Origin of the sequence: Companilactobacillus sp. HBUAS56275, assembly GCF_036913655.1 — a bacterium.
GTDB classification, from domain to species: Bacteria; Bacillota; Bacilli; order Lactobacillales; family Lactobacillaceae; genus Companilactobacillus; species Companilactobacillus pullicola.
In genome coordinates this window covers 216,107-239,210 of record NZ_JAYKKK010000004.1, presented here as the reverse complement: position 1 = coordinate 239,210, position 23,104 = coordinate 216,107, and the positions used below count along the sequence as shown (strand labels likewise).

At 35.4% G+C, this 23,104-nt stretch carries 24 protein-coding genes; 12 read left to right on the top strand and 12 right to left on the bottom strand.

Features of this window, described 5'->3' with window-relative positions:
• Positions 1–223: 223 nt before the first annotated feature.
• Both U8526_RS09580 and U8526_RS09575 read right to left on the bottom strand, forming a co-directional pair.
• The gene (locus tag U8526_RS09580) at positions 224–883 is read right to left on the bottom strand and encodes a histidine phosphatase family protein (RefSeq protein ID WP_334341738.1); all 660 of its coding nucleotides are present in this window, start codon (positions 881–883) and stop codon (positions 224–226) included.
• Positions 884–922: 39 nt separating this feature from the next.
• Entirely contained in the window at positions 923–1,573 is a 651-nt protein-coding gene (locus tag U8526_RS09575; protein WP_334341737.1) for a histidine phosphatase family protein, read from the bottom strand.
• A 108-nt stretch (positions 1,574–1,681) separates the two neighbouring features.
• Here U8526_RS09575 and U8526_RS09570 point away from each other — a divergent pair, with 108 nt between their 5' ends.
• Entirely contained in the window at positions 1,682–2,302 is a 621-nt protein-coding gene (locus U8526_RS09570) for an NAD(P)-dependent oxidoreductase (protein WP_334341736.1), read from the top strand.
• 10 nt (positions 2,303–2,312) lie between these two features.
• A complete protein-coding gene (locus U8526_RS09565; RefSeq protein WP_334341735.1) occupies positions 2,313–2,753 on the top strand; it encodes a flavodoxin domain-containing protein in 441 nt (146 codons plus the stop codon).
• 82 nt (positions 2,754–2,835) lie between these two features.
• On the opposite strand, the gene U8526_RS09560 is transcribed toward U8526_RS09565, so the two are convergent.
• Genes U8526_RS09560 through U8526_RS09550 form a run of 3 tightly spaced genes read right to left on the bottom strand, consistent with a single transcriptional unit; the run spans position 2,836 to position 5,810 of the window.
• Entirely contained in the window at positions 2,836–3,933 is a 1,098-nt protein-coding gene (locus tag U8526_RS09560) for an SIS domain-containing protein (RefSeq protein WP_334341734.1), read from the bottom strand.
• 13 nt (positions 3,934–3,946) lie between these two features.
• Positions 3,947–4,744 carry an HAD family hydrolase gene (locus U8526_RS09555; RefSeq protein ID WP_334341733.1) on the bottom strand — a complete coding sequence of 266 codons (798 nt, stop codon included), beginning with the start codon at positions 4,742–4,744 and terminating at the stop codon, positions 3,947–3,949.
• A complete protein-coding gene (locus U8526_RS09550) occupies positions 4,737–5,810 on the bottom strand; it encodes a LacI family DNA-binding transcriptional regulator (protein WP_334341732.1) in 1,074 nt (357 codons plus the stop codon). Before U8526_RS09550 ends, U8526_RS09555 begins: the two co-directional genes overlap by 8 nt.
• A 173-nt stretch (positions 5,811–5,983) precedes the next feature.
• Here U8526_RS09550 and U8526_RS09545 point away from each other — a divergent pair, with 173 nt between their 5' ends.
• The 5 genes from U8526_RS09545 to U8526_RS09525 all read left to right on the top strand — a co-directional run bounded on the left by U8526_RS09545 (position 5,984) and on the right by U8526_RS09525 (position 12,284).
• The gene (locus U8526_RS09545; RefSeq protein ID WP_334341731.1) at positions 5,984–6,928 is read left to right on the top strand and encodes an ROK family protein; all 945 of its coding nucleotides are present in this window, start codon (positions 5,984–5,986) and stop codon (positions 6,926–6,928) included.
• Between the two features lie 12 nt (positions 6,929–6,940).
• Positions 6,941–9,316 carry a glycoside hydrolase family 9 protein gene (locus U8526_RS09540; RefSeq protein ID WP_334341730.1) on the top strand — a complete coding sequence of 792 codons (2,376 nt, stop codon included), beginning with the start codon at positions 6,941–6,943 and terminating at the stop codon, positions 9,314–9,316.
• Entirely contained in the window at positions 9,306–10,619 is a 1,314-nt protein-coding gene (locus U8526_RS09535) for a PTS sugar transporter subunit IIC (RefSeq protein ID WP_334341729.1), read from the top strand. Before U8526_RS09540 ends, U8526_RS09535 begins: the two co-directional genes overlap by 11 nt.
• A 112-nt stretch (positions 10,620–10,731) precedes the next feature.
• Positions 10,732–11,445 (top strand): sunset domain-containing protein, encoded by a 714-nt coding sequence (locus tag U8526_RS09530; protein ID WP_334341728.1) that lies wholly within the window; start codon positions 10,732–10,734, stop codon positions 11,443–11,445.
• Positions 11,445–12,284, top strand: a complete 840-nt coding sequence (locus U8526_RS09525) for a DNA/RNA non-specific endonuclease (protein WP_334341727.1) — start codon at positions 11,445–11,447, stop codon at positions 12,282–12,284. Before U8526_RS09530 ends, U8526_RS09525 begins: the two co-directional genes overlap by 1 nt.
• Before the next feature lie 34 nt (positions 12,285–12,318).
• On the opposite strand, the gene U8526_RS09520 is transcribed toward U8526_RS09525, so the two are convergent.
• Positions 12,319–12,723 (bottom strand): MerR family transcriptional regulator, encoded by a 405-nt coding sequence (locus tag U8526_RS09520; RefSeq protein ID WP_334341726.1) that lies wholly within the window; start codon positions 12,721–12,723, stop codon positions 12,319–12,321.
• A gap of 290 nt (positions 12,724–13,013) precedes the next feature.
• On the opposite strand from U8526_RS09520, the gene U8526_RS09515 reads away from it, so the two are divergent.
• Both U8526_RS09515 and ppk1 read left to right on the top strand, forming a co-directional pair.
• The gene (locus U8526_RS09515; RefSeq protein WP_334341725.1) at positions 13,014–14,384 is read left to right on the top strand and encodes a DUF2252 domain-containing protein; all 1,371 of its coding nucleotides are present in this window, start codon (positions 13,014–13,016) and stop codon (positions 14,382–14,384) included.
• 7 nt (positions 14,385–14,391) lie between these two features.
• Positions 14,392–16,395: a polyphosphate kinase 1 gene (gene ppk1 / locus U8526_RS09510; protein WP_334341724.1), complete on the top strand. Its 2,004-nt coding sequence runs from the start codon at positions 14,392–14,394 to the stop codon at positions 16,393–16,395.
• 344 nt (positions 16,396–16,739) lie between these two features.
• Here the strand turns inward: ppk1 and U8526_RS09505 are convergent, their stop codons facing one another.
• A complete protein-coding gene (locus U8526_RS09505; RefSeq protein ID WP_334341723.1) occupies positions 16,740–17,645 on the bottom strand; it encodes a proline-specific peptidase family protein in 906 nt (301 codons plus the stop codon).
• A 189-nt stretch (positions 17,646–17,834) separates the two neighbouring features.
• Here U8526_RS09505 and U8526_RS09500 point away from each other — a divergent pair, with 189 nt between their 5' ends.
• The 3 genes from U8526_RS09500 (at position 17,835) to U8526_RS09490 (ending at position 20,443) form a co-directional block, all read left to right on the top strand.
• Positions 17,835–19,145, top strand: coding sequence for an LPXTG cell wall anchor domain-containing protein (locus U8526_RS09500; protein ID WP_334341722.1), 1,311 nt, complete (start codon positions 17,835–17,837; stop codon positions 19,143–19,145).
• A 75-nt stretch (positions 19,146–19,220) separates the two neighbouring features.
• Positions 19,221–19,985 (top strand): threonine/serine ThrE exporter family protein, encoded by a 765-nt coding sequence (locus tag U8526_RS09495; protein WP_334341721.1) that lies wholly within the window; start codon positions 19,221–19,223, stop codon positions 19,983–19,985.
• Positions 19,986–19,987: 2 nt separating this feature from the next.
• Positions 19,988–20,443 (top strand): threonine/serine exporter family protein, encoded by a 456-nt coding sequence (locus U8526_RS09490; protein WP_334341720.1) that lies wholly within the window; start codon positions 19,988–19,990, stop codon positions 20,441–20,443.
• Between the two features lie 486 nt (positions 20,444–20,929).
• Here the strand turns inward: U8526_RS09490 and U8526_RS09485 are convergent, their stop codons facing one another.
• The 5 genes from U8526_RS09485 to U8526_RS09465 are packed head-to-tail and all read right to left on the bottom strand — an operon-like array spanning position 20,930 to position 22,800.
• Positions 20,930–21,349: an Asp23/Gls24 family envelope stress response protein gene (locus U8526_RS09485; protein ID WP_334341719.1), complete on the bottom strand. Its 420-nt coding sequence runs from the start codon at positions 21,347–21,349 to the stop codon at positions 20,930–20,932.
• 15 nt (positions 21,350–21,364) lie between these two features.
• Positions 21,365–21,778, bottom strand: coding sequence for an Asp23/Gls24 family envelope stress response protein (locus tag U8526_RS09480; protein WP_334341718.1), 414 nt, complete (start codon positions 21,776–21,778; stop codon positions 21,365–21,367).
• 3 nt (positions 21,779–21,781) lie between these two features.
• Positions 21,782–21,976 carry a hypothetical protein gene (locus U8526_RS09475; RefSeq protein ID WP_334341717.1) on the bottom strand — a complete coding sequence of 65 codons (195 nt, stop codon included), beginning with the start codon at positions 21,974–21,976 and terminating at the stop codon, positions 21,782–21,784.
• A 10-nt stretch (positions 21,977–21,986) separates the two neighbouring features.
• Entirely contained in the window at positions 21,987–22,532 is a 546-nt protein-coding gene (gene amaP / locus U8526_RS09470; protein ID WP_334341716.1) for an alkaline shock response membrane anchor protein AmaP, read from the bottom strand.
• Between the two features lie 10 nt (positions 22,533–22,542).
• Positions 22,543–22,800, bottom strand: coding sequence for a GlsB/YeaQ/YmgE family stress response membrane protein (locus U8526_RS09465; RefSeq protein WP_334341715.1), 258 nt, complete (start codon positions 22,798–22,800; stop codon positions 22,543–22,545).
• Between the last annotated feature and the right edge of the window lie 304 nt (positions 22,801–23,104).

The following is a 23,104-nucleotide window of genomic DNA, read 5'->3' as shown; positions in this document are numbered from 1 at the left end:
CCTTTCAATTCATGAACTTAAGTAACAGTTTATATCAATTTTCAGGAAACTGATAGCATAAAATTAAAATCACTCTAATGTAAGAGTGGCCTGGTGACTGGTATATAAAGAAAATCACATGAAAAAATATTTATCTCGAAGAAAAAAATTATTTTATTAGAAAACATGTAATACAAATAAAAAACGCTCATATCAACCACATTGGTCAATATGAGCGTTCTTTTTAGCCTAGTATTTGGCTATAACTTGTAACGGTATTAACACCGTTATCACGTTCAAGCATTGTTAAGCTAGAATTTTTAGGACTTTGTGTCAAATCAAATTTACCATGTCCGTAACGTTCAGTAATAGAACGAATAGTTGTTCCATGTGTAACCAGAAGAATTTTGTCACCATCTTTGGCAACCTTATCAATATTTTCAAAGCCACGATCAATTCTAGTCCAGTATTCTTTGGCATTTTCAGCATCGTGGAATGGATCAGCTTCTTTCATGAAATCCCTTGTGGCATCAAGTCCGTATTTGGAAAGAATGTCGCTAAAACTTCTTTCACCATGTGGTTGGCCAACAATGAACCAAGCCTCATCAGAATTCATACCTTCGAAATAACCGTAAAATTGTTCTCTGAATTCCATTAACTTAGTTGGGTGAAGTTGTTCCTTATTTTTGTTGTTATCAACAATCAATTTGCAAGTATCAATTGCACGACGTGCATCGGAAGAAAAAGCGGCATTGAAGTCCACATCTCCTAAAGCTTTAGCAGCCTTTTTAGCAACTTCCAATCCTTCTGGTGCAAGGGGAGTATCGGACCAACCTTGCATTTTATTGTATTTGTTGAACCAAGTTTTACCGTGGCGAATCATGTAAATTTGGTATTTAGCCATTAGTGCCCTCCTCAAAGTTTGTAGTTTAATTCTACTACATTAGAGAAGAGATTGATTGTATTTTGTAACACGGTTAATACCATTGTCTCGTTCTAACATTGTTAAACTGGCATTTGATGGAACTTGGTCTACTTCAAAATCTCCAGCTTTATATTTAAAAGCTAAACCGAGAATCGTAGTACTATGAGTGACTAGTAAAATTTTGTCGCCGTCTTTAGCAAATTTGTCGATCTTTTTGAAACCTTGATCGATACGATCCCAATATTCTTTGGCATTTTCAGCGTAGTGCAGAGGATCAGCCTCTTTAACAAAGTCCATCGTGGCGTCAAAACCATGATCCTGAACGATTTGAACGTAGTCTTTGGCATGGTGAGCCTTACCAATGTCTGTCCATGATTCATCAATATCGCGTCCCTCGTAATAACCATAAAATTGTTCCCTAAATTCAGGCATTTCTTGGGGTGTTAAATTGTTTTGATTTTTGTCTGTAATAATTCGATAAGTATCGATTGATCTCTTCATATCTGAAGTTAGTGCCGCAGCAAAATCAACATTTTTCAGAGCCTCGGCGGCCTTTTTAGCAACTTCGATACCGTCATCAGTCAACGGAGTATCAGACCAACCCTGCATTTTTTGATAAATATTGTACCAAGTCCTACCATGTCTAACTAAATAAATTTGATATGCCATAATAAGTATCCTCCTGTACGTAATTTTACAATAGGCAAGCCGCATCTTTAGTAATTTTGCTTGTGATTGTGTAAAGTAATCCTAAGAGTTGATTTGGAGGTAAATCATATGAAAATAGCTGTAATTGGAGCTAACGGTAAAGAAGGTTCGTTGATTGTTAAAGAAGCTGTCGCACGAGGCTTAGATGTTACTTCCATTGTCCGTGACAGTAAGAAATCACCAACTGATCAATATTTAGTCAGGGACGTCTATGACTTAAACGCTGATGATGTTAAAGGTTTTGACGTGTTGGTCGATGCTTTAGGATTTTTTGGTCCTAATGTGAAAGAATATGTACCAGCTACAAGGCATTTAATTGAAATTTTGAATGGCAGTGCAACAAGATTATTGGTCGTTGGTGGAGCAGGCTCGCTTTATCTTGATCCTGACCACACCCATCAACTTTACGAACAAGACGACTTTCCTGAGGCAGTGAAACCTTTAAGTGAAGAGATGAGTAAATCATTAGATGAGTTACGTCAAAGTTCAATCAACTGGACCTTCATTAGCCCAGCAGCCGCTTTCGATGCACAAGGTAAGCGAACTGGCGATTATGTCTTAGCCGGTGAAGAATTGACTTTTGACAAAGATGGAAATTGTGAAATTAGTTATGCAGATTACGCAATCGCTATGGTTGATGAGATTGTTAATGCAGAACACCAAAAAGAACGTATTAGCGTTAGATGGTAGGTAAAGAAAGATGAATATTCTTGTAACTTATACGAGTATGACCGGACGTAACGAAAAGATTGCTAAGCACCTTGTCGATTATTTAGAAGAACACAATGCTGATGTGACTTTGGAACAAATAATTGAAACAGATGCTTTTGCTTTGAATAGTTATGACGCCGTTATAGTCGATACATATACTTATAATGATGGAGAAATTCCTGATGAAGCCCAAGATTTTTATGAAGATTTGAAAGATGTTGATTTGAATCATACTAAGTTTGCTGTACTAGGCTCTAGTTCCAAACAACACCTCCATTTTGGTCGTGCAGTCGATTACTTTACTATGCAACTCAATTCCAGCAACGGTGAACAAGTGGCCGATTCAGTAAAAATTGATCAAGATCCTGATGAGGATGACTTTAGACGTATTGATCAATTAGCAGATTATGTTTTAAAGAGTTTGGCATAACAAGCGTGTCTAGGTATCTTGTATAGTTTTATATAAAAAATGTTCATATTAACCAATACGGTTAGTATGAACATTTTTTGATTTATATGTAATTTTGAAATTCTGTTTTGTTATGAACTTTATCAGAGAAGTCAGTGAAGATCTGTTTTGCTAAGTCAATCCCACGACTCTTTGTGATGTACCAAGCTAGAACTTGAATAGGCAGACCGCCAAGGAAGGGAACCTTAGTTTCGTCAGCAATATTCATAAGATTTAATACTTTTTCAGAACTGTTTGCTTGATCGGTATAATTAATTTCAAAAATGTGTTTTGTATATTGATTCTCATATTTGATCAACGAGTCAGCTTTACTTTTGACGTTTGGTTTAGCATTAGTCGTAATGAAGAATAGTCGATGCTCAGGATTGATGGATAAATAAGGACCATGCATGAAAGCTTCTAATTCATTGCCGTCAGCAGGAATACGAACAGTTTCTGTAAATTTAGTTTCTAATTCTTTGATTGACCCTACACTAGGACCGTAGGCGATACCAGAGAATTGATATGCTTTTTGAAAATCAGCTTCGTTCTCTTTAAAGAAATCTGTTGTCTTAGTAATTGTTTCACCAAAGTGAGAGACGATATCTCTGAATTCTGAGATTTCTGTAGTTTCTTGATCTAGTGAAATTAGACCTTTTTTAACGCCGACTCTTAAGCCTAAAAGCATAAGAGTTAAAACAGTAGCAGTAAACCCAAGAGACACGTAACCAACTTGTTCGCGACCAGTAAGGATATCAAGCGTCTTTTGACAGGCATCTGATAGTTCTTTTCCCGGCTGGCTAGTGACACCGATAGTATAAATATTGGACTCGGACAATTTTTTTATAGCGTCAATGGTAGAAGTACTTTGACCACTTTGTGAGATACCAATAGCAACTTCCAAATTAGGGTCAATCATGTCGTAATTGCTGTAGTTGTACGGTTGTTGCAAGTCAACGAGCACATTGGCTGTCTTTTCGATATAGTATTTAGCACTTAGAGCGGCGTTATAACTAGAACCAATTCCTAGTAATAGCCAAGAATTGCTGGTTAAAAGTTTATTGTCGATCACTGTGTCGATTTGTTGCGGATAGGTATCTAGAATTTTGTTCATTACTGAAGCTTCTTGATTAATGTAGGTTAGCATTGTTGGATTATTCATTGTTTTTTCTCCTTTAGCTCAAATACTTTTGTAAAAATTTGGCAACTCCGTCATTTAAATATGAATCTGTCACAAAGTTGGCATGAGATTTAACTAGATCATTGGCGTTAGCCATGGCTACAGAGTATTCTGAAGTGTTAAACATTTCGATATCGTTTTCTCCATCACCAAACGTAAAGGTATGCTCAGGTGCAACATGGTATTCCTTTTGAATCTGCTTAATGGCAGTAGCTTTGCTGACATGTTCAGGAATTAATTCAATATTGTTCTTGAATGATGAAGATATGTTTAGATCAGTAATATCTTTTAATTTTTCCTTAGCTGTATCAAGAATATCCGTATTAGTGTCTTCGATAATTATTCCATTAATAATTTCATCACTGTGTTGCAATAAAGATGGCAAATCTATTTTTATGTAGTCGTTAGGATTAGGACTAGCTATTCTATTATTTGTGCTGTGTTTGAAATACTTTGGAAGGGATTGATTGTAAAATACTTGATGACTGCTAAAGAAGAATGCAGACAAACTGTATTCCTCTAAAACATGATAGATGTTTTCCAAATTTTGTTTGCCTAAGTGAAAGGATACTAATTGAGAACCTTTTTGAAAAATACCGCCATTTGAAGCTACAACGTTAGCGTTTATTTCGTCAGCAATAACTTTGGCCGAAATAAACATTCTTCCTGTTGCCACATAAAAAATAGTATTAGTTTGATTTTGATTAATGATGTTTTTGGTGAACGTCGATATTTCTTGATGATTATTTACCAAGGTATCATCTATATCCATAAATACTAGGTTTTTAAGCATTACTCTCATCTCGTTTCTTTGCACCACAGGATTCACGAATAATTAATTCTGGTAAGTGAGTTTCCTCTGTTCGATTTAATTCTTTGTTATCGATAAGTTGAAATAGAAAATGTAAAGCAATTTTTCCTAAAGATTCATTGTGTTGATTAACCGTGGTAATTCTAGGTGTCATGAATTCACCGTTTGGGAATGCATCACAACTACCAACAGCAATATCGTCGGGTGAGTTGAGATTATGATCGTGAAGGGCTCTAAAAATTCCCCAAGCAACACGATCATTTATTGCTACAACAGCATCAGGTAATTTCTCCTCAGAATTAAGTAAAACATTCATGCCATCATATCCAGATTGAGGATAGTAATCATTTAATATTATTAGATGATCATCTACTTTAGAGTAGATATTCATTGTTTGTTTAAAAGCTGCTAAACGTTGGGATGTTATTTTTATTCCAGGTTCTCCGCCAATAAAAGCGATTCTCCTATTACCTAGGGCTAGCAAATGCTGAGTAATGATTTCAGCACTTCGGAATTGGTCACGTTCAACAAAAAGAGCATTACAACCATCTATTTTTTGACCGATTATGACTACGGGTATTTGATCGTTCAATTCATTAAGGGCGTTTAAATAATCAGTAGCAACTGATTCACGATCAATTTCTCCACCAAGAATAAGAACACCATCAACATGTCGTTCAAGAATATTTTTAAAGGCATCAATTTCTAATTGAGCACTATTAGCTTTGTTCATTTTTCCGGCGGTCATTGTATTTATAAGTAGGAGAGTGTATCCAGCATTTCTACTGATTATTTCAATTTGAGATATCAAATCTGTAAAGTAAGGATTATTAATATCTGAAACAACAACGGCTAGAGTTTGTGTTTTGTTGGAAACCATACCACGGGCCAACATGTTGGGTTGAAAATTATTGTCAGCGATTACTTTTTTGATGTGATTTCTTTTCTCAGCTGATACCGAAGGGCTGTCATTTATTACTCTTGAAACTGTTGATACAGATGTGCCAGCTAATTTGGCGATATCCTTAATTGTGATTTTACTTTTCATATTGTCACCCCGTTAAATTAACTAAAGTGTAAAACAAAGCTAAAAAATTAACAACAATTTTTTGGTAAGGTTTCCAAAAATGGTATTGACATATTAATCCTATGGAACTAGTATTTGAGTGTAAAAAGAAAGCGCTTAACTAGATAGAAACGTTTTCAAAAAGGAAAAGTGCTATGAAGAAAGAAACGATATTAACTGTAGATGTTGGCGGAACCAAAGTTTTGATTGGTGAAGTTGACAAAGAAGGACAGATTTTAAGTCAAAATAAGTTCAAATCTGATATTTCATCTCAAGAAACAGCCTTGAATCAAATTATTGATGCCATTATTAATTATTTTTCTAAACAAGTTATCGGTGATATTAAAGCTATTGCAGTTGATATTGTTGGTAGAGTTAATAGTGATAAAGGCATTTGGTACGAAATTGATCCAACAAACAAAAATGAAATAAATGTTTCAAGAGAAATAGAAAAGAGATTTAATCTACCATGTTTCATAATCAATGATTTAACTGCTGCAGCTGAAGCTGAAAATTTGCTCGGAATTGGTAACGTTACCAAAAACTTCATCTATTTGAGTATTGGTACAGGCATTGCAGGTCGAATGGTTGTAGATGGCCAAATTATCTTAGGTAAAAATTATGATGCTGGTGAATTTGGTCATATGGTTGTTGACTCTGCGAGCAAAGTTAAATGTGTTTGTGGAAGATATGGCTGTGTTGAACCTTTAGCCTCAGGTTTAGGAATGTCCAATCAGGCGCATGAATTGAAGAAGTTCAACGATACTAAGTTGGAAGTATTACCTGATCAGCGTGTTGGAGCTAAAGAACTTTTTGAAGCATACGACCAAAAAGATCCTTTGGCACTGGCGGTAGTAAATCAGTCACTTAAGGCTACAAGCAATATGGTGATGAACTTGGTTCGAATTATTAATCCGCAAGCTGTGAGATTCGGTGGAGGCGTTACAACAGGAGGATGGTATCTAGATCATTTGCAAAGGTTGTTGGATCCACAAACAATGCGTTTTGTTAAATACGGAGTTAAGAATACAGAATTAGATCCTAATTTAATAGCATTACAAGGGTGTGCGTTGTTTGCCTTTAGTAAGTTGCTTAACTAAGGAGAGAAAAGAATGACAGCAGTAGATGAATTATTAGATCAGACTGATTTGTTACATAAACTGATTCATATTCCCGAAAATTTTGATAGCAGCGAGAATAATAAAAAGGTTGTCAACGAGAAGAATATAACTACATCCGAAACAAATACTTGGGAACATTCCAAAAGAGGGAGCATAACTAACGTTTCTAAAAATGGATTTATTCTCGAAGCTCCTTCAAGGTACGAAACATGGGCTCCTGGAGATCCGGCTGATGGTGATTATGTAGGATACGGGAATACTAGAGCATCTTTGAAAATTAATAATGAGAACTGGCAAGATTATAATCGACTAGCTTTTAAGATTAATACAAAATGTTCTGAAATTATAAATCCCAATATAATTTTTGAAATACATAACGATGGTGAGCATAAAATACCTGATCAATACAATCGAGAAGGTTATCACGTAATAAATTTAAGCAATAATTGCGAAAAAACTTACTTTCTTAACATTTCGGATTTACCTAGAGACAAAGTAACTGAAATTGGTTTTAGCTATGAGATAAATGGTTCTTATATGGATATTCCAGGAGAATACAAAGTTGAATTAGAAAATATTTCTCTTCAAAAAGTTTTAGATGCAACTTCCACACATGGATGGGAACCTAACAAAATTAGTTATTCCCATGATGGATATCAAAATGATGAAAGAAAAGTAGCGGTTGTTTCAAGTGACAACGTTAATGATGAATTTTCAATAATTGATGCCGAAACTAAAAATACGGTTTTTAATAATAAAATTAAGAGTTTGAATAATAAATTGGGAGAATTCAAAATTTTAGACTTTACAGATTTCGACCAGTCGGGGACCTATCAAATCAAATTAGGAAATATAACTACTGAACCATTCACGATTGGAACTTACAGAGACATTTGGAAAGAAAGCATTCCTAAGGTTTTGAATTTTATTTATGGTGAACGTTGCGGTTACCCAGTTCCTGGAATTCATGGTACTTGTCATGAAGATGTCATTGCTAAAAAAGATAGCAAGACTATTAGCTACAACGGAGGTTGGCATGATGCTGGTGATCTGTCGCAACAACTTATTCATTCTGCGGAAGCCACCCAAGCATTGTTCAAGATTGCCAATATTACACACAGTCACAAATTGTCTGAAAGATTATTAGAAGAAGGAAATTGGGGACTAGATTTTATATTTAAGACCGACTTCGGTAACGGATATCATGCTACCAGTGCAGGCGTTTCAAGATGGACCGATAACATGATCGGTACTATGGACGATGCCTTAGCTAGAGTTCATGACAATCCGTATGAGAATTTTCTTTTGAGCAGTATTTTATCTGATATCTCACAACAAAAAGTAATTGATCAAGATATGAGAAAACGTCTGCAAAAATTAGCAGTTAGTTATTTTGATATTGCTTTAGCAAGATTCAAGCAATCACCTTATGAAAAAGAACCAATCATGTGGGAACACACATATAACACATCTAAAGCAACTTATGATGCGACAATTGTTGCTGCAGCTGGTAATTGTTATTTCATTACAAAGAACGAAAAATATTTAACTACGGTTATAGAATTTATGAATCGTATGATTAGTTGTCAAGAAAGTAAAGGACTGAAATTGTTTGATGGCACTCTTCTAAAGGGAATGTTCTATCGAGATATTAGTCATAAAGTATTTCAACACTTTAATCATCAAGCGAGAGAAATGCTATTCGCCCAAGCATTCGCAATAGCACTTAGATTACCAGTTTCTGATGTTTTGCATGATGTGTGGAAAGAAAAAGCTCAAGATTACGGATCATATTTACTTTATTTAAGACAATTTACAGATCCTTATCCAATGATTGCGAGTGGAGTATATCTGGATACCGAAAATAGTGATAAGGAAAGTTTTGATGTACAGCATTTATTAATTGATGATTCAGCATATTCAGAATATAACGACCAACTTAAAGCTGGCGTACAAATTGCTGAACATCTTTATATAAGAAGATTTCCAGTTTGGTTCTCATTTAGAGGCAATGATTCTATCATTCTTTCAACGGCCAATTCAGCTGCCATTATGGGAAGAACATTGAAGAATAAGGAACTATTGGATTTAGCTAATGCACAATTACGTTGGATCATTGGAAACAATCCGTTTGACCAATCATTGATGTTTGGTGAGGGAAATAATTATCAGCAAGAATATTCTAATTCATCAGGGGATATGGTCGGAGAATTGCCCGTCGGTATTGAGACCAAAGATGATGAAGATGTTCCATATTGGCCACAATTCAACAATGCAACATATAAAGAAGTATGGATAGTGGCAGCCACTAAGTGGTTATCGACAATTTCAGAATTGTTAAAGGGGGAAAAGGAAGATGAACGGTGATAACAAGTTTGTTGAGAGCATTTCTAGGATTTCTGGGAAAATAGGTAGCAATAAATTTATTTTAGCGATTCGTGATGCTTTTGCTGATACTATTCCTATCACAATTACAGCAGCTTTGTTCTTACTGATCAATAATGTTTTATTGATTCCTAAGACAGGTATTTTAAGAAATATGCCTGGACATCAAATTATTACTAATATTGGTATTCAAGCATACAACGGAACTTTTGGTATTTTGGCTTTGTCTATTACGTTCCTAATTGCAGCACGTTTGGCTAAATCATACGGTAGCCGTGACGGTGTAACTGAAGGTATTGTTGCTTTAGCTAGTTATGTCTCATTAGTGCCAAACACAGTAAAGGTTTTAACACTTTCTGGTAAATCATATTCAGCTAGCGGTGTTTTAACTCAAGATTATTCTTCTGCCAGTGGTATGTTGGTTGCTATTTTAACTGGTATTTTCGCTACAATGATTATGACCAGATTACAAAAAGCAAAACATTTGAAGATTCATATGCCAGATTCAGTTCCTCCTGCTGTTGGTAATTCATTTAGTTCTTTGTTCCCAGCAATGATTACTATTACTATCTTTGCTGCAATTGAAGGTACTTTGAATACAACCACTGGAATGAATGTTTCAGAAATTATCATCCGTGTTCTACAAGTACCACTAGTTACTGGTTTCCAATCATTACCTGGAATATTATTCTATGTTCTATTATCAACCTTTGTATTTACACTTGGTATTCACGGTGCAGATGTCTTTGGATCAATTGCAGGACCAATTCTTTTAGCATCATTGCAACAAAATATTGATGCTATTCATGCTGGTAGCGCTGCACCTAATATTGTTACACAACCCTTCCTAGACGCTTTCGTTTATATGGGTGGAGGTGGTACCCTAATCTCCTTAGTTATTGCCTTATTGATTTTCTCTAAACGTCCCGATGAAAAGGCAATTGTTAAATTAGGTGGTGTTCCTAATCTATTTAATATCAGTGAACCATTAATGTTCGGATTACCAATTGTTTTCAATATTACTTATGCTATTCCATTCTGTATTGCACCATTGATTTCAACGATTGTAGCCTATGCTGCCACAGCTTTTGGATGGATGCATGCAACTTATATCCTGATTCCTTGGGTAACACCACCAGTTTTGTCTGGTTATTTAGCAACAGGTGGAGACATAAGAGCTTCAATAGTTCAGATAGTTATTATTGCTATTAATGTAGCTCTTTATATTCCATTTGTACTTGTTTCTAATCATCAATATCAAGTTAAAATGAGTCAAGAAAAATAATAAAATAACAAAAAATAGGACATACAAGAATGTCCTATTTTTTGTCTTGTTAAGCGTTTCCCCCTCATATATCATTAATATAGTTAGACAAAAATATAAGGGGGTCAAGGGGATGACAACTTTCATGGTATTAGTTCTGCTAATTTCTTTGATAGCTATTTTCGTTTATGCCTTCAAATGGTTTAAGCATAGGCAAAATACTAAAATCAGGCAACGTGATCAAAAGAGATTGCTGATCAGTGTCGGTGTCATGATTATTTCTTCTATTATAGTTGGGGCTACAGGGGATAGTACTGATGAAAAGAGTTCTAGCTCGGATAGTTCTGCTAAGACGGAAAAGGTAGCTAAGAAAACTAAGTATATCGGCAAGGACAAATATGATATTGCCAAAAAGGAAAATGTAGCACTTCTTGCTAAAAAGAAAAAATTATCTAAGCAAGAAGATAAGTTACAGAGTCAACGCGACGATATAGAGACTCAAGAGGCTGAGGCTAAACAAAAGGCTGAAGAAGAGCAAGCTGCAGCTAAGAAACAACAGGAAGAACAAGCTAAAGCAGCACAAAAACAACAAGAAGCGGCTCAAAAGCAACAAGAAAAACAAGCTCAAGAAGCTCAACAACAGTCACAGCAAGCACAATCGCAACAATCAAGTTCTCAAAGAGGAGACATGAATACCTCCAGTTCGGGAACGATCGTTGGTAATTCAAGAAGTCATATTTACCACGTACCTGGTCAAAGAGGTTACAACATGAATTCTTCTAATGCGGTCTACTTTAAGACTGAGCAAGATGCTATCAATGCTGGTTACAGGAGGTCGAAAGTCTAATGAAAAAAGCAGTTAAATTATTGGTTTTATTAGCCTTGATACCTTCTGTTACAGCATGTGCTAATCAAAGCCAAGCAGCTGAAAACAGTCATAGTAAAGTAGAAGTTGTCAAAGACTATTCTTATCAAAAGAAGACTAAAAAATTAGTTGCAAAAAATAAGAGATTAAAGAAATCGATTGAATCGCTCCAAAATCAGATTTCAGACGATCAGAAATTTATCGATGAACACAATAATAAAGCAACTCAAAGTACATCTAACACATCCGATTTAGCCAATCTCGATTACAATGGAACGCAAGAAATTATCGTCAATGGAAATAAGCCTAATTTCTCTCAAGAAGATTTGAGTACTGCTAAGGGAGCTTGGGACCAATACGGTGATCTGGATAATCTTAATCGGGTTACAGCCGCCAACGCTTTATTGAACGTTTCAAAAATGCCGACTGCTAAAAGAGAGCCATTACACTGGAATCCAACTGGTTGGCATAACAAACGTATCAGTGGCGGTTGGTTGTATAATCGTAGTCACTTGATCGGTTATCAGTTAACAGGCCAGAACAATAATCCTAAGAATTTAATGACTGGAACCCGTTCATTAAATAGTCCAGAAATGTTAGCTCATGAAATGGATATCGCTTATTATTTGAAACAAAGTAGTTCGCATTATGTCAGATATCGTGTCACACCAATCTTTAGAGGTGATGAATTATTAGCTCGTGGAGTTCAAATGGAAGCACAATCTGTGGGTGATGATTCTGTTCATTTCAACGTTTATATTTTCAATGTTCAATCAGGCGTTACTTTAAATTACGCAGATGGAACGAGTCAAGTAGGATAAAAATAAAAAATCGACCAAAAATGGTCGATTTTTTTTATTGATTAAATCTACGAGCGGGACTTAAACTATCACGTTTATGGCCCTTGATGATTTCGTCTTCTAGGGTTATCCGACGTTTTAACTCATCCAGATTGGTTTGTGCTTTTGTAACGTTGTCTTGGGCTTTTTGTTCTTGCTTAATTAGTAATTGATGTCTTTTAACTAAAGCTGCTTTACCATCTTTTTGGCTGAGTTGGATGTATTCTTGAATCTCGGAGATAGGCATGCCTAATTCTCGAAAGAATTTTATACCTTCAAGCCAAGCAATTGATTCGTCGTCGAACACACGTTGATTTTCGAGATTTCGCTTTAAAGAAGGAATCATATTTAATTCGGCATAGTAGCGAATTGTGGCGACAGGTAGGTCTACTTTTTTACTAGCTTCAGAAATTTTAAGCATACGATCACACCCTTCTTGTGCGACCTTATAATTACACTTTTTTAGTCAGAAAGCGTAAAATTAGACGTTATGGAAAAATTCATTTTGAAAACATTAAAGTTTTACAAATCATTCACCGTTTTTCCATCTTTAAGGCGCAATATTGAAGAGAAATATATTTCTTTTTTGATAAAAGTTAAACTATACTTAAAAAATATATTTGGCTAATATAATATTTTTAGAAAAAAGTACTTAAAGACAATAGTTATCATTGTCAGCTATTGTATAATACAAATTGAGGTGATAGAGGCATGATTAATACACCATATACTTTCCAAGATACTGATGCGTTTAAGAGTACTGAACGCTTAATTATTAAAGGTCGCTTTTTTGCGACGGCAGTATCTGATTCATTCAATACATTTAAACCTAAAAAGAGAAACATTCATAAAATATTAAATATCAAAAACAAACTATTAGTTCCTGAATTGTTAGAAGTTAAACGTGAAAGAATGTCCAAGTCAGTTTTTGCTTTTTTCCGCGGAACTGTTGATGTGATGCATTATGATCTCTCAAGAAATGAGAACAGTGGTATTCGTGTTCTAGTTGGTGGGGATGCTCATTTGGGAAACTTTGGTTTCTACGGTTCATCTGAAGGACAACTGTTGTTTGATATGAACGATTTTGATGAGGCGCATTTAGGACATTGGGAATATGATCTAAAACGTCTTTTAGTCAGTGCCCTTCTAGTTGCTCGTGCACATGGATTTGATGAGGATGAAGTCCAAAAATATCTTTTAACAGTTGTGAATACTTATTTTGATACTCTAAAGCACATGACAAAGATTTCGGAAATGAAACGTTTTATTTTACCGAATACACTTCAAAATATAACGGAGATATTTGGTAAACTTAAAGATAACGAAGAATATTTTCAAGAGTCTTTCAATAATATGATTGCTAAAAGCATCAAGAAGGCTCAGAAGAGTAATTCTAAGTTAGTTATTGAGAAATATACTGAAATGCATGATGGTCAGCTTCGTTTCATAGAGAATAAACCTGTTACGCAACATATCAGTAAGAAAGATTACAAGAGTGTTGCTCGCGGATACGAAAAGTATAAGAAAAACCAACGTAGCGATGTTAGACTGTTCTTAGAAGACTTTAAAATTATAGATATTGCTCGTCATATCGTTGGAGTCGGCAGCGTTGGAACACTTTGCTATTTAATTCTATTGAGGGATTTGGATAGTAACTACTTGGTTTTACAAGCTAAACAGGCTTTACCTATCTATAACAATGATGAATTGTATTTCGATAGTAAAATTAGTCAGGGTCAGAATATTGTTAACAGTCAATTGATTCTGCAGAGTGCCTCCGATCCGTTTTTAGGAGCCTTTGATACTGAGCAATACAGTTTTTACATGCGTCAATTTAAGGATATGAAATCATCTATTAATTTAGATAAACTAGATTTTGAATCATTCAAGGATTATACAAAGGTCTGTGTCATTCTCCTTGCCAGAGCGCATTCACACTCACCAAATTATCCATTGATCATAGGATTTGGCGAAGAATATACTGATATAGCTAATTCATTGATGAATTTCACCAACAGTTATGCTCAACAAGTGGAGTACGATTTTGAATCATTCAAGAAGGATTTAAAAGATGAAGGGTAGTCATTAAATGAAACGGAAATTTTATAATCGCGATTTAAGCTGGATACTATTTGATAATCGAGTAATTGATCAAGCCTATGATAGTGATGTGCCACTTTTAGAAAGACTACGTTTTTTGTCCATTGCTTCAAACAACTTAGATGAATTCTTCCGAGTAAGAATGCACAATATTGATAGTATGGTTATTAATAATAAGACTGAGAAAAGAACTGATCTAACTGGTGATGAGGTTCTTAGTTTGGTTTATGAATTTAACTCTAGAAATATTGCTAAGCAGTACAAAAAATATGATGCGTCGATGAAAGATGCACGTGATAGAAAATTGTTCTACATTCTAAAGTACGATGAATTGAAGGATTCTGAAAAGAAAACTGTTAAAAAGTATTTTAGTAAGAAAATTTTGCCTCGACTTGATATGCAACGATTCTCGAAAACTTATAAGTATCGTCGCAATTTAAATTTATTAATGGAAACACCGCATCATATTTATACCACCCCGATTCCAGAAGATTTGGATCGGTTAGTAGAGACTGGCGTCGACAATCACTATATTTTGATTGAGGACGTTATTCGTCATGTTGCGACTGATTTGATCAGAAAATACAAGATCAAGAAGACTTACGTTTTCCGTGTGACTTACGATCAGAACAAGCCATATGACTTTTTAAGCAAAGATATGACAGATGACGAATATCTGAATAAGATGATCAATTACGTTGATACCAGAGAATTGCGGAATATTATGCGTGTGGAATTTGCCTGCAACGGTGAAAGTCACAGTCGTGAATACTTTGCTAAATTGTTTGATATCAGCAAGAAGAGTGTCTACAAGATACCAGGTCCCGTGGATATTAAATTTCTTAATACATTGTTCAAGCGTTACCGTGATCATGCGGAGCTTGTCTTTCCACCTTTCAAAGCTTTGAAGTGGAATCCGTCGAAGAATATCTTGGACTATTTGAAACATTCTTCATTATTAGTTCAGTATCCATATGACTCTTACAGTGTCTTTATCGATTATTTGGAAGCGGCTGTACAGGATCCAAAGACGACAAAAATTTTTATTACCATTTATCGAACGGAGAAGGATTCCGATTTGTTGAGACTGTTGAAAGAAGCCTCTGATAAAGGTATCGAGGTTACCGCTGTTGTTGAACTGAAAGCTAGATTTGATGAAGTTCATAATATTGAAGTAACCAAATTCTTACGTGAAGCCGGCGTCAAAGTTTTATTCGGTGATAAGGTTAATAAAGTTCATTCAAAGATCTGTTTGGTCTTACATGGCGACAATAGAGGGTATGTTCAAGTTGGAACGGGTAATTATAATGCTATTACTGCTAATGGTTTCTCCGATTTGAGCTATTTCACAAGTAATCAAATGTACATCGATGACGCAACGAGATTTTTCGATCATCTAGTGAATGAAACTAAGGTTGAATATAATCTACTAGTGACATCGCCAGATGGTATTAAAAATATGATAATTGAAAATATCAGATTAGCCACTGAAGCATATCTACGTGATGGTCAAGGTGGAGTCTTCATGAAGGTCAATGGTTTAACTGATGTTGAAATCATTAGTGCTATTTATAAAGCTGCTCGACAAGGCTTGCCATTTAGAATGATCGTCAGAGGTCCATGTTCTTTGAAGATTGGTATCTGTGGTCCTAAAGAAGATATTCGAGTTAAGAGTATTGTCGGACAATTATTGGAACACAGTCGTATCTTTAAATTCCAATATGGTAAGGATCATACTGATGTTTGGATCTCATCAGCTGATATGATGACGAGAAATTTGGATCGTCGTGTCGAGTTGGCCGTTCCGATCGTTGAGGAAAAATCTAAAGTGAAATTAAATAAGATTATCAATACTTTCTTGAAAGATACAGAGAACTCTTATTGGTTAGATTCCGATGGAGATTATGTCAAAGAAGAGAATGATAATGGAATTTCTGCACAGCAGACTTGGCTAAGTCGTTTGAAGTGGAGAAAGTACGTTAAAACAAATTAAAAATTTGGGGATTTTTTATAGAATTCGTCATGAGTTCTATTTTTTTTGCCTTTTATTTGAATATTGGATATAAAAATAACCACCCATTTCTGGGTGGCTATTTTTGTTAGATTTGAAAGACTAAGTTTAACATGTTTTCTTGGTTATTGCTAAGTTTGGATTTTTTTAGGGTAATTACCAATGTACTTAGGGAGATAACCATGGTTCTATGCAATATAGTGGAAACGCGTTCCACAAGGGCAACCTCCTGTGGTTTGCTACAGAACTGAAATCATCCGCAAGTTCGGCGGCTAATTCCAGTTCTTAGGCAAATCCTCGGAGGCTGAGCGCCCTTGTTCCACGCTCTAATCTTTGAAATTGCCGCTTTCAACGTCTTTAATAAATTGTTCCAAATGATCGAAGTAAACTGGTGCATTGTCGATCATATGATGATGTCCACCGTTGGGTGTTGTTACTAATCTTGCATGTGGAATTTCTTTTTGCATGATCTTTGCTGTTGCGATTGGCATTGTTTCATGTTCACCGAATGTTAACAATGTTGGTACTGTGATTTCTTTAAGGTGTTTTCTGAAGTGCCAGTCTTTTAATTTTCCTGTAATAACGAATTCGTTGTCGCCTTGGAATACGTTATAAACGGCTGTGGCTGTTGTGTCGATTAAATGTCTGATGGCTGTTGGTTGTTTACGATCAACGTATTCAGCATTTAAAATATCAACGTAACTTTGATATGTAGGGTCTGACAAGTCGTTCTTTGCTTCGATGTCTTGCATATACTTAACTTTGTCGGGACCTAATGTGTCTAAGCGGCACTTGTTAACGTTTGTGACATATTCGTCGATTTCGTCAACCATACTTGAAATGATAGCACCTTTAAGGTGTTGTCCGTATTTAGCAGCGTACATTTGAACTAATGCGCCACCCCATGATTGTCCGATTAGATAAAAGTTATCTAAGCCTAGCTTTTGTCTAACTTCTTCAACTTCTTCTAGGAAGTAATCGTATGTCAGATATTTTTTAGCGATTTCGGGGTCGCTATAGTCGGGTTGATCTGAATACCATGATCCTAGTTGGTCGTACATGGTTACTTGAACGCCTAAGTCAGCTAACTTTTCACCAAAGTTTTCCCAATATTCGTGATTTCCACCAGGTCCACCATGGAGGCATAGCAATTTGATGTCGCCATGTCCTTGGGTGTTAGTCCAAAGATGGTAGCCATTGTCTAGTGTCAAAATTGTTGTTCCTTGTTTCATATATGTCACCTTCCTGCAAATGATATTAATAAGTATATATCTATTTCTAAGGCCATTTCAAATGTTCTATAATATTATTTTAATAATTCTAACGAAAATCTTATTTTTATTATGAGAAATTATAGTGTAAATATTTTAAATCGATATAATATATATGATAAAATTGGTATACGTTTATAAAGGGGCGATATGATGAAAAAGTGGGTTATTAGTCTATTGTCTGTGGGGATGCTTTTGGGAATATTTGGCGTGTCAGGAATCAGTGATTCAGATTCACCAAATAAAATTGTAGAAACAGTTCAAGCAGATACTAATAGCAATAATGAACGAACAATTAATTATTTAGTTTATAGGGGAAATTCTAGTTTACTGTCACCGATGGATGCTTTCTTCACGAAGAGTGCAACTATTACACCCAATGATGATGGTAGTTATAAGGTTACATTAACAGCTGAAGTTTCAAATTTGACCAGTTTAAATGTAACTACAATTGATAATCAACAACCAAACATTTCAAGTACTTACATGAAGAATGCTAAGAAGTATGTTGATATAAGTTTTAAAATTAAAAGTTTGAGTGAATTGGATAATCCTATTTCAGCGACAGTTCAAACTAAGTTATTGAATTTCAACGTTGATAAGGCAACGGTTAATTTCAAATTTGATTCCAGCAGTTTAGATAGTCAACAGTCTAATACATTTTTAAATGGTTTAAAGTCAATTACTGATGCAGAAGATGAAACTAAATCGACTTTAAATGATGCTCAGAATACGATCAACAATATTAAAAGTGATTTGAGTGGTGACAACAATAATGAGATTATCACGACACCACAAACTGGTAATGCTCAAGCAACAAATACTACTAATAATAGTAATAATTCAACTGCAAATGATAAAACTGTTATTAAAGAACTAACTTATCAGGTTGCTAAAAATGATGGTGATGGTGCTTTGATCTCGCCTTATTTTACTAATACGGCCAAGGTGATGCAAAATTCTGATGGCACTTATTATGTAGAAATGACGATCAAGTATCCGAAGAAATTCGGTAACAACGCAATTCAGTTAAATTATATTAATCACGAAAAACCAATTAATTTAAGTTTTACGAGTTCAGGGGACAGTAATTATCTTAAATTTGATTTTCCAATTAACAATTTAGGTGATTTAGGCAAGGCAATCTCTGGTAACGTATCTTTGAACTTACCGGATTTTGGTCTTGATAAGAATCTCGATTTTGATTTGAATTTCGATGGTCTTAATCCATCGGATATTTCGGGAATCGTAAGCAGTTCCGATGTTTCAGGATTGTTATCGGATTTAAGTAGCTTGAGTAGTGCAGGAACTGTTAAGGCTGACAAATCAGCGACTGATAATAAAGAATTAGGTACGTTGCCTCAAACCGGTGAGCAAACTGATGCAGCTTTGGTTGTTATCGGTGGTCTAATTTTAGTTTTGTGGATTGTTCTATTGAAAGAAACATATTTGAAGAAATAAAAGTCTGTAGCATATTGCAGGCTTTTTTTATATAAACTTGTATGATTAAGTAAAAATCGACTTGAGGATACGACTATGGATAGTTTTGATGAAAAAGATGTCGTGGCCCTTTGTGGTCAAGTGGGGGCAGTACTTTTAGAAAATGGTGCTGAAACTTCACGAGTAGAGAATACAGTAGAATATATCGGTCGGGCAGTGAATTTACCGATAGTTTGTCATGCGACGATGACAGCTGTTTTTGTGAACTCAGAAAAGAGTGCCACGACTAGAATCTTTAAGGTCCGAGTTGGCGACTTCAATCTGCAAAAAGTTGATCGAATCAATACGTTGTCACGAGAATTTTCGCAACATAAAATGACTTTTAAAGAATTAAAAGCGGCCGTAACAGATGTCGAATACGATACTTCTGACTTTAACTGGTTTGAAAAATATTTAGGAGCTGGTTTAGTTTCAGTAGCGCCAATGTTATTATTCAAAGCAACTTGGTTTGATCTATTTCTGTCATTCTTTGTTGGTATTTTGGGATATTTTGTAGCACGAGTTGTCGGTAAACATTCTAAGATTCCTTACATCGCCGTGGCTATGGGTGGTTTGACTATCAGTATCTTGGCACACGTCTTAATGGATGTAGGAATTGCGGCTAGTGCTAACAATATAATTATTAGTGCGTTGATGCCTTTAGTTCCAGGAGTTCCAATGACTAATTCGCTTCGAGAGATTATTGAAAAAAATACTATTTCCGGTCTTGTCAGAGCAACCGATGCGATTATGTCAGGACTTTCTATCGGAAGTGGTGTTGTCATTGGCCAAATTTTGATTAAAGCAGCTATGGGAGGATAAAAATGCAAATATTGTTAGGCTTTGTTTTTGGCTTTTTGTCCAGTGTCGGTTTTGGAATTGTGACTAATAATCCCAGAAGAACACTGATGCCAGCTGGTTTAATCGGTGCGATTGCCTGGGTCGTGTATATTATTGCTGATAAGAGTAATCCTGGAGTAATCATGCCGAATCTCTTATCTGCGGTTGTGATTGGACTATTAGGGAATCTAGCTGCTATTTTAGTAAGAGCACCAGTTAATATTTTTTATGTTCCGTGTTTGGTATCCTTGGTTCCAGGAGCAATCATTTATGACAGTATGAAGAACTTTACATTAGGAAATGATTCTTTAGCAGGACATGATCTAATTAAAGCTTTGACAGTCGGGTTGTCATTGGCAATTGGTTTTATCATCGCAGAAGCAATTGCCAATAAGATTTATCCACCTTTAAAGAGGTATTTAGAACGAAAAAATCACTGATGGATTCTTACTCGAATTTGGTTGAGACGTGAATACTAACTGATGTGGTGAAATGTGCCGTCGGTAGTAAAAAATCTGTGGGCCGCTGGAACGTGGTGGACACGACTTAGAGCTAATAATTCCGCACTTTGTGCGTAATCATGGATCTCTAAGCTCGGTCTTCTTCTAACCTTGCTGACGCAAGCTAAGAAGAATTTCACCACTTAGGGCCCACAGATTTTTTACTACCGACTAGATACTTGGGTTTAATATTACTGTGCAGAGATGCAGTAACTAGGGACAGTTATCTCTATATGATGACAATGAAATGGAAATTTTAAATTAAAAATACCACTACTATTGGTTATTCAAGATATACATGTTTGGATTTCTTAATAGAGGTCGTTTTTATTTGTTATTTAAAAGCTTTATTTAATAGTGTAGAACCAAAAAAGCTGTTGATATGATTATCAACAGCTTTTTTATTTTCCCTGAAGGAGGAAGAATTTATTCGGATTCTTTTGAATCTTCGTTCTTATTATTAGATTGTTGTTTTTTCCATTCAGCATTAGTCATCAAATCATCGACGTTTAATGTGATTTTATCGACTTCTTTACCGGTCATTTCTTTTACAGAATGGGCAACGTTATTCACGATTCTATCAAAAATTTGAGGTGCTGATTTGCCATATTCTAAAATGGCTTTTAATTCGAATGATAATTTGTCATCATCGTTATCCACGTTCACACCTTTGGTAGGATTATCAATGAAGCGGTCGGTTAAATTACTGATAGCACCGCCGTTTAAAGACAGAACTCCATCAATAGAATGGGCTGTTTGGCTAGCAATTCTTTCTAAAACTTTATCTGAAAAATTTAGTTCCTTTTGGATTGAATTTTCTTGATTGTTTGCTTGTGCGTTAGTCATAGTTAGGCCTCTTTTCTAATTTACACGATTATTGTCGTTATTTTTGTTCTGTTGTTGCCATTCCTTTTTGGTCATGACGTCACTGATATAAACGTTAGTTTCAATGACTTTGAGTCCAGTCATGCTCTCAATGGCAGAACTAACTTCATGCAAGATATTTTTGAAAACTTGATGTGCATCTTTGCCGTATTCGAGAATTACTTCCAGATCCAATGCGGCTTGTTTTTCTCCTACATCGACATCGATGCCCTTAGTAATATCTTCTTTACTACGAATTTTATCAGCAATGTTGTCAAAGACGTTGCCATTCATTGAAAGGATGCCGTCGATATCTCGGATCGCCATGCCAGCAATTTTAGCGATTACGTCTTCATTAAATTTTAATTTACTATTCTTTATTAAATCGGCGTTTAACGGTTGTACTGCCATGATTTACTCCTTTATTTGTAAAATTTTGGTGATCCTAGTTCGTAGGTCTGTTTTATCTTGAGATGATCCAGTTATCGTAGCGATTAGATAACCCACTAATCCGGCTAAAACTATTAATAATAGATTTCCAAAGCCGAGGACTATCCAGATAATGACTAATGCGCTTCCGATAATGGAACCGATTATGCCTCTTTTCATATTATTATCCTCACACAACTTTAACTTTTTCGCGGCTTAGATTAGGTTTTAAATCTACTGTTGTCCTCTTTATGGGAATACTTAAATGTTTGGCTAGTTGTTCATTAGCAACTCGTTTAATTGTTTCACCTTGGCGATGTAAATTTTGTTCCTCAGTGCTGAGTGCAGAGATGAACATTTTGGCCTGTCGGTTTTTACCTAGAATCTTGAGATCAACGTCTACTTTAGTAAGGTTAGGAATTTCTTTTAGTTTATTTCTAACTATTTTTTCCAAGGAATCTTTAGAAATTCGTAATTTACCATTAGCGGAGTCGAAACGGACTTCTTGATGTTTGACAGGTACAAAAATCGCATACATAAGCAGTATTAAAAAGATAAGCGTCGATATACCTGCTAAAACTAGGGAAGTGTAGAGTAAGAAATCTTGAGGAAGTTGAAATCTTTTGATTACCTCTACAACTGGTTTCAGAGGATATGCCAAAGCAGTGAACCAAAATACTTGTAGTAATCCCAATATGGAAGCAACTATCAGAATACCCTTTGATATCTTTTTCATAATCTTCCCCTTATGAACGTTTTCCCATAGTGCTAAAGAGCCAAGTGGTTAATAATACAACGACTACGGCTCCAACAATAGCCGGTACGATTGCCATACCTGCAACATTTGGTCCCCAAGCCCCGAGGATACTTTCACCGAGCCAAGCGCCGACTAATCCTCCAATGATATTACCAACCCAGCCCCAAGGCATATCCCGGTTGATAATCATACTAGCGACAGCTCCAATAATGGCGCCGACGATAATAACCCATATAGCATGTAGCATTTTAACCATCCCTTTCTTTAAAAGAAAAACATCTTTTTCTTTTATTTATGAGTTCATCTTAAATAATTACTTGTGAACTTGTCCACAAATAACTAATCAAAATGATAAATGAAAAATAATTCAACAAAAATAAGTAAACTTGACAGACATCAAGTTTTTTAATCCCCATTCTCAGTAGAATATGTCTTGTAAGTTGAGAGAACGAAGTAGAGATGCCCAGCTCTTGAGGATTTATATGATATTTGGAATTGCACACGAAGTGGGCGAGGCCAAATGTTAGATAAACCGGAGAGAGTTATCTCTA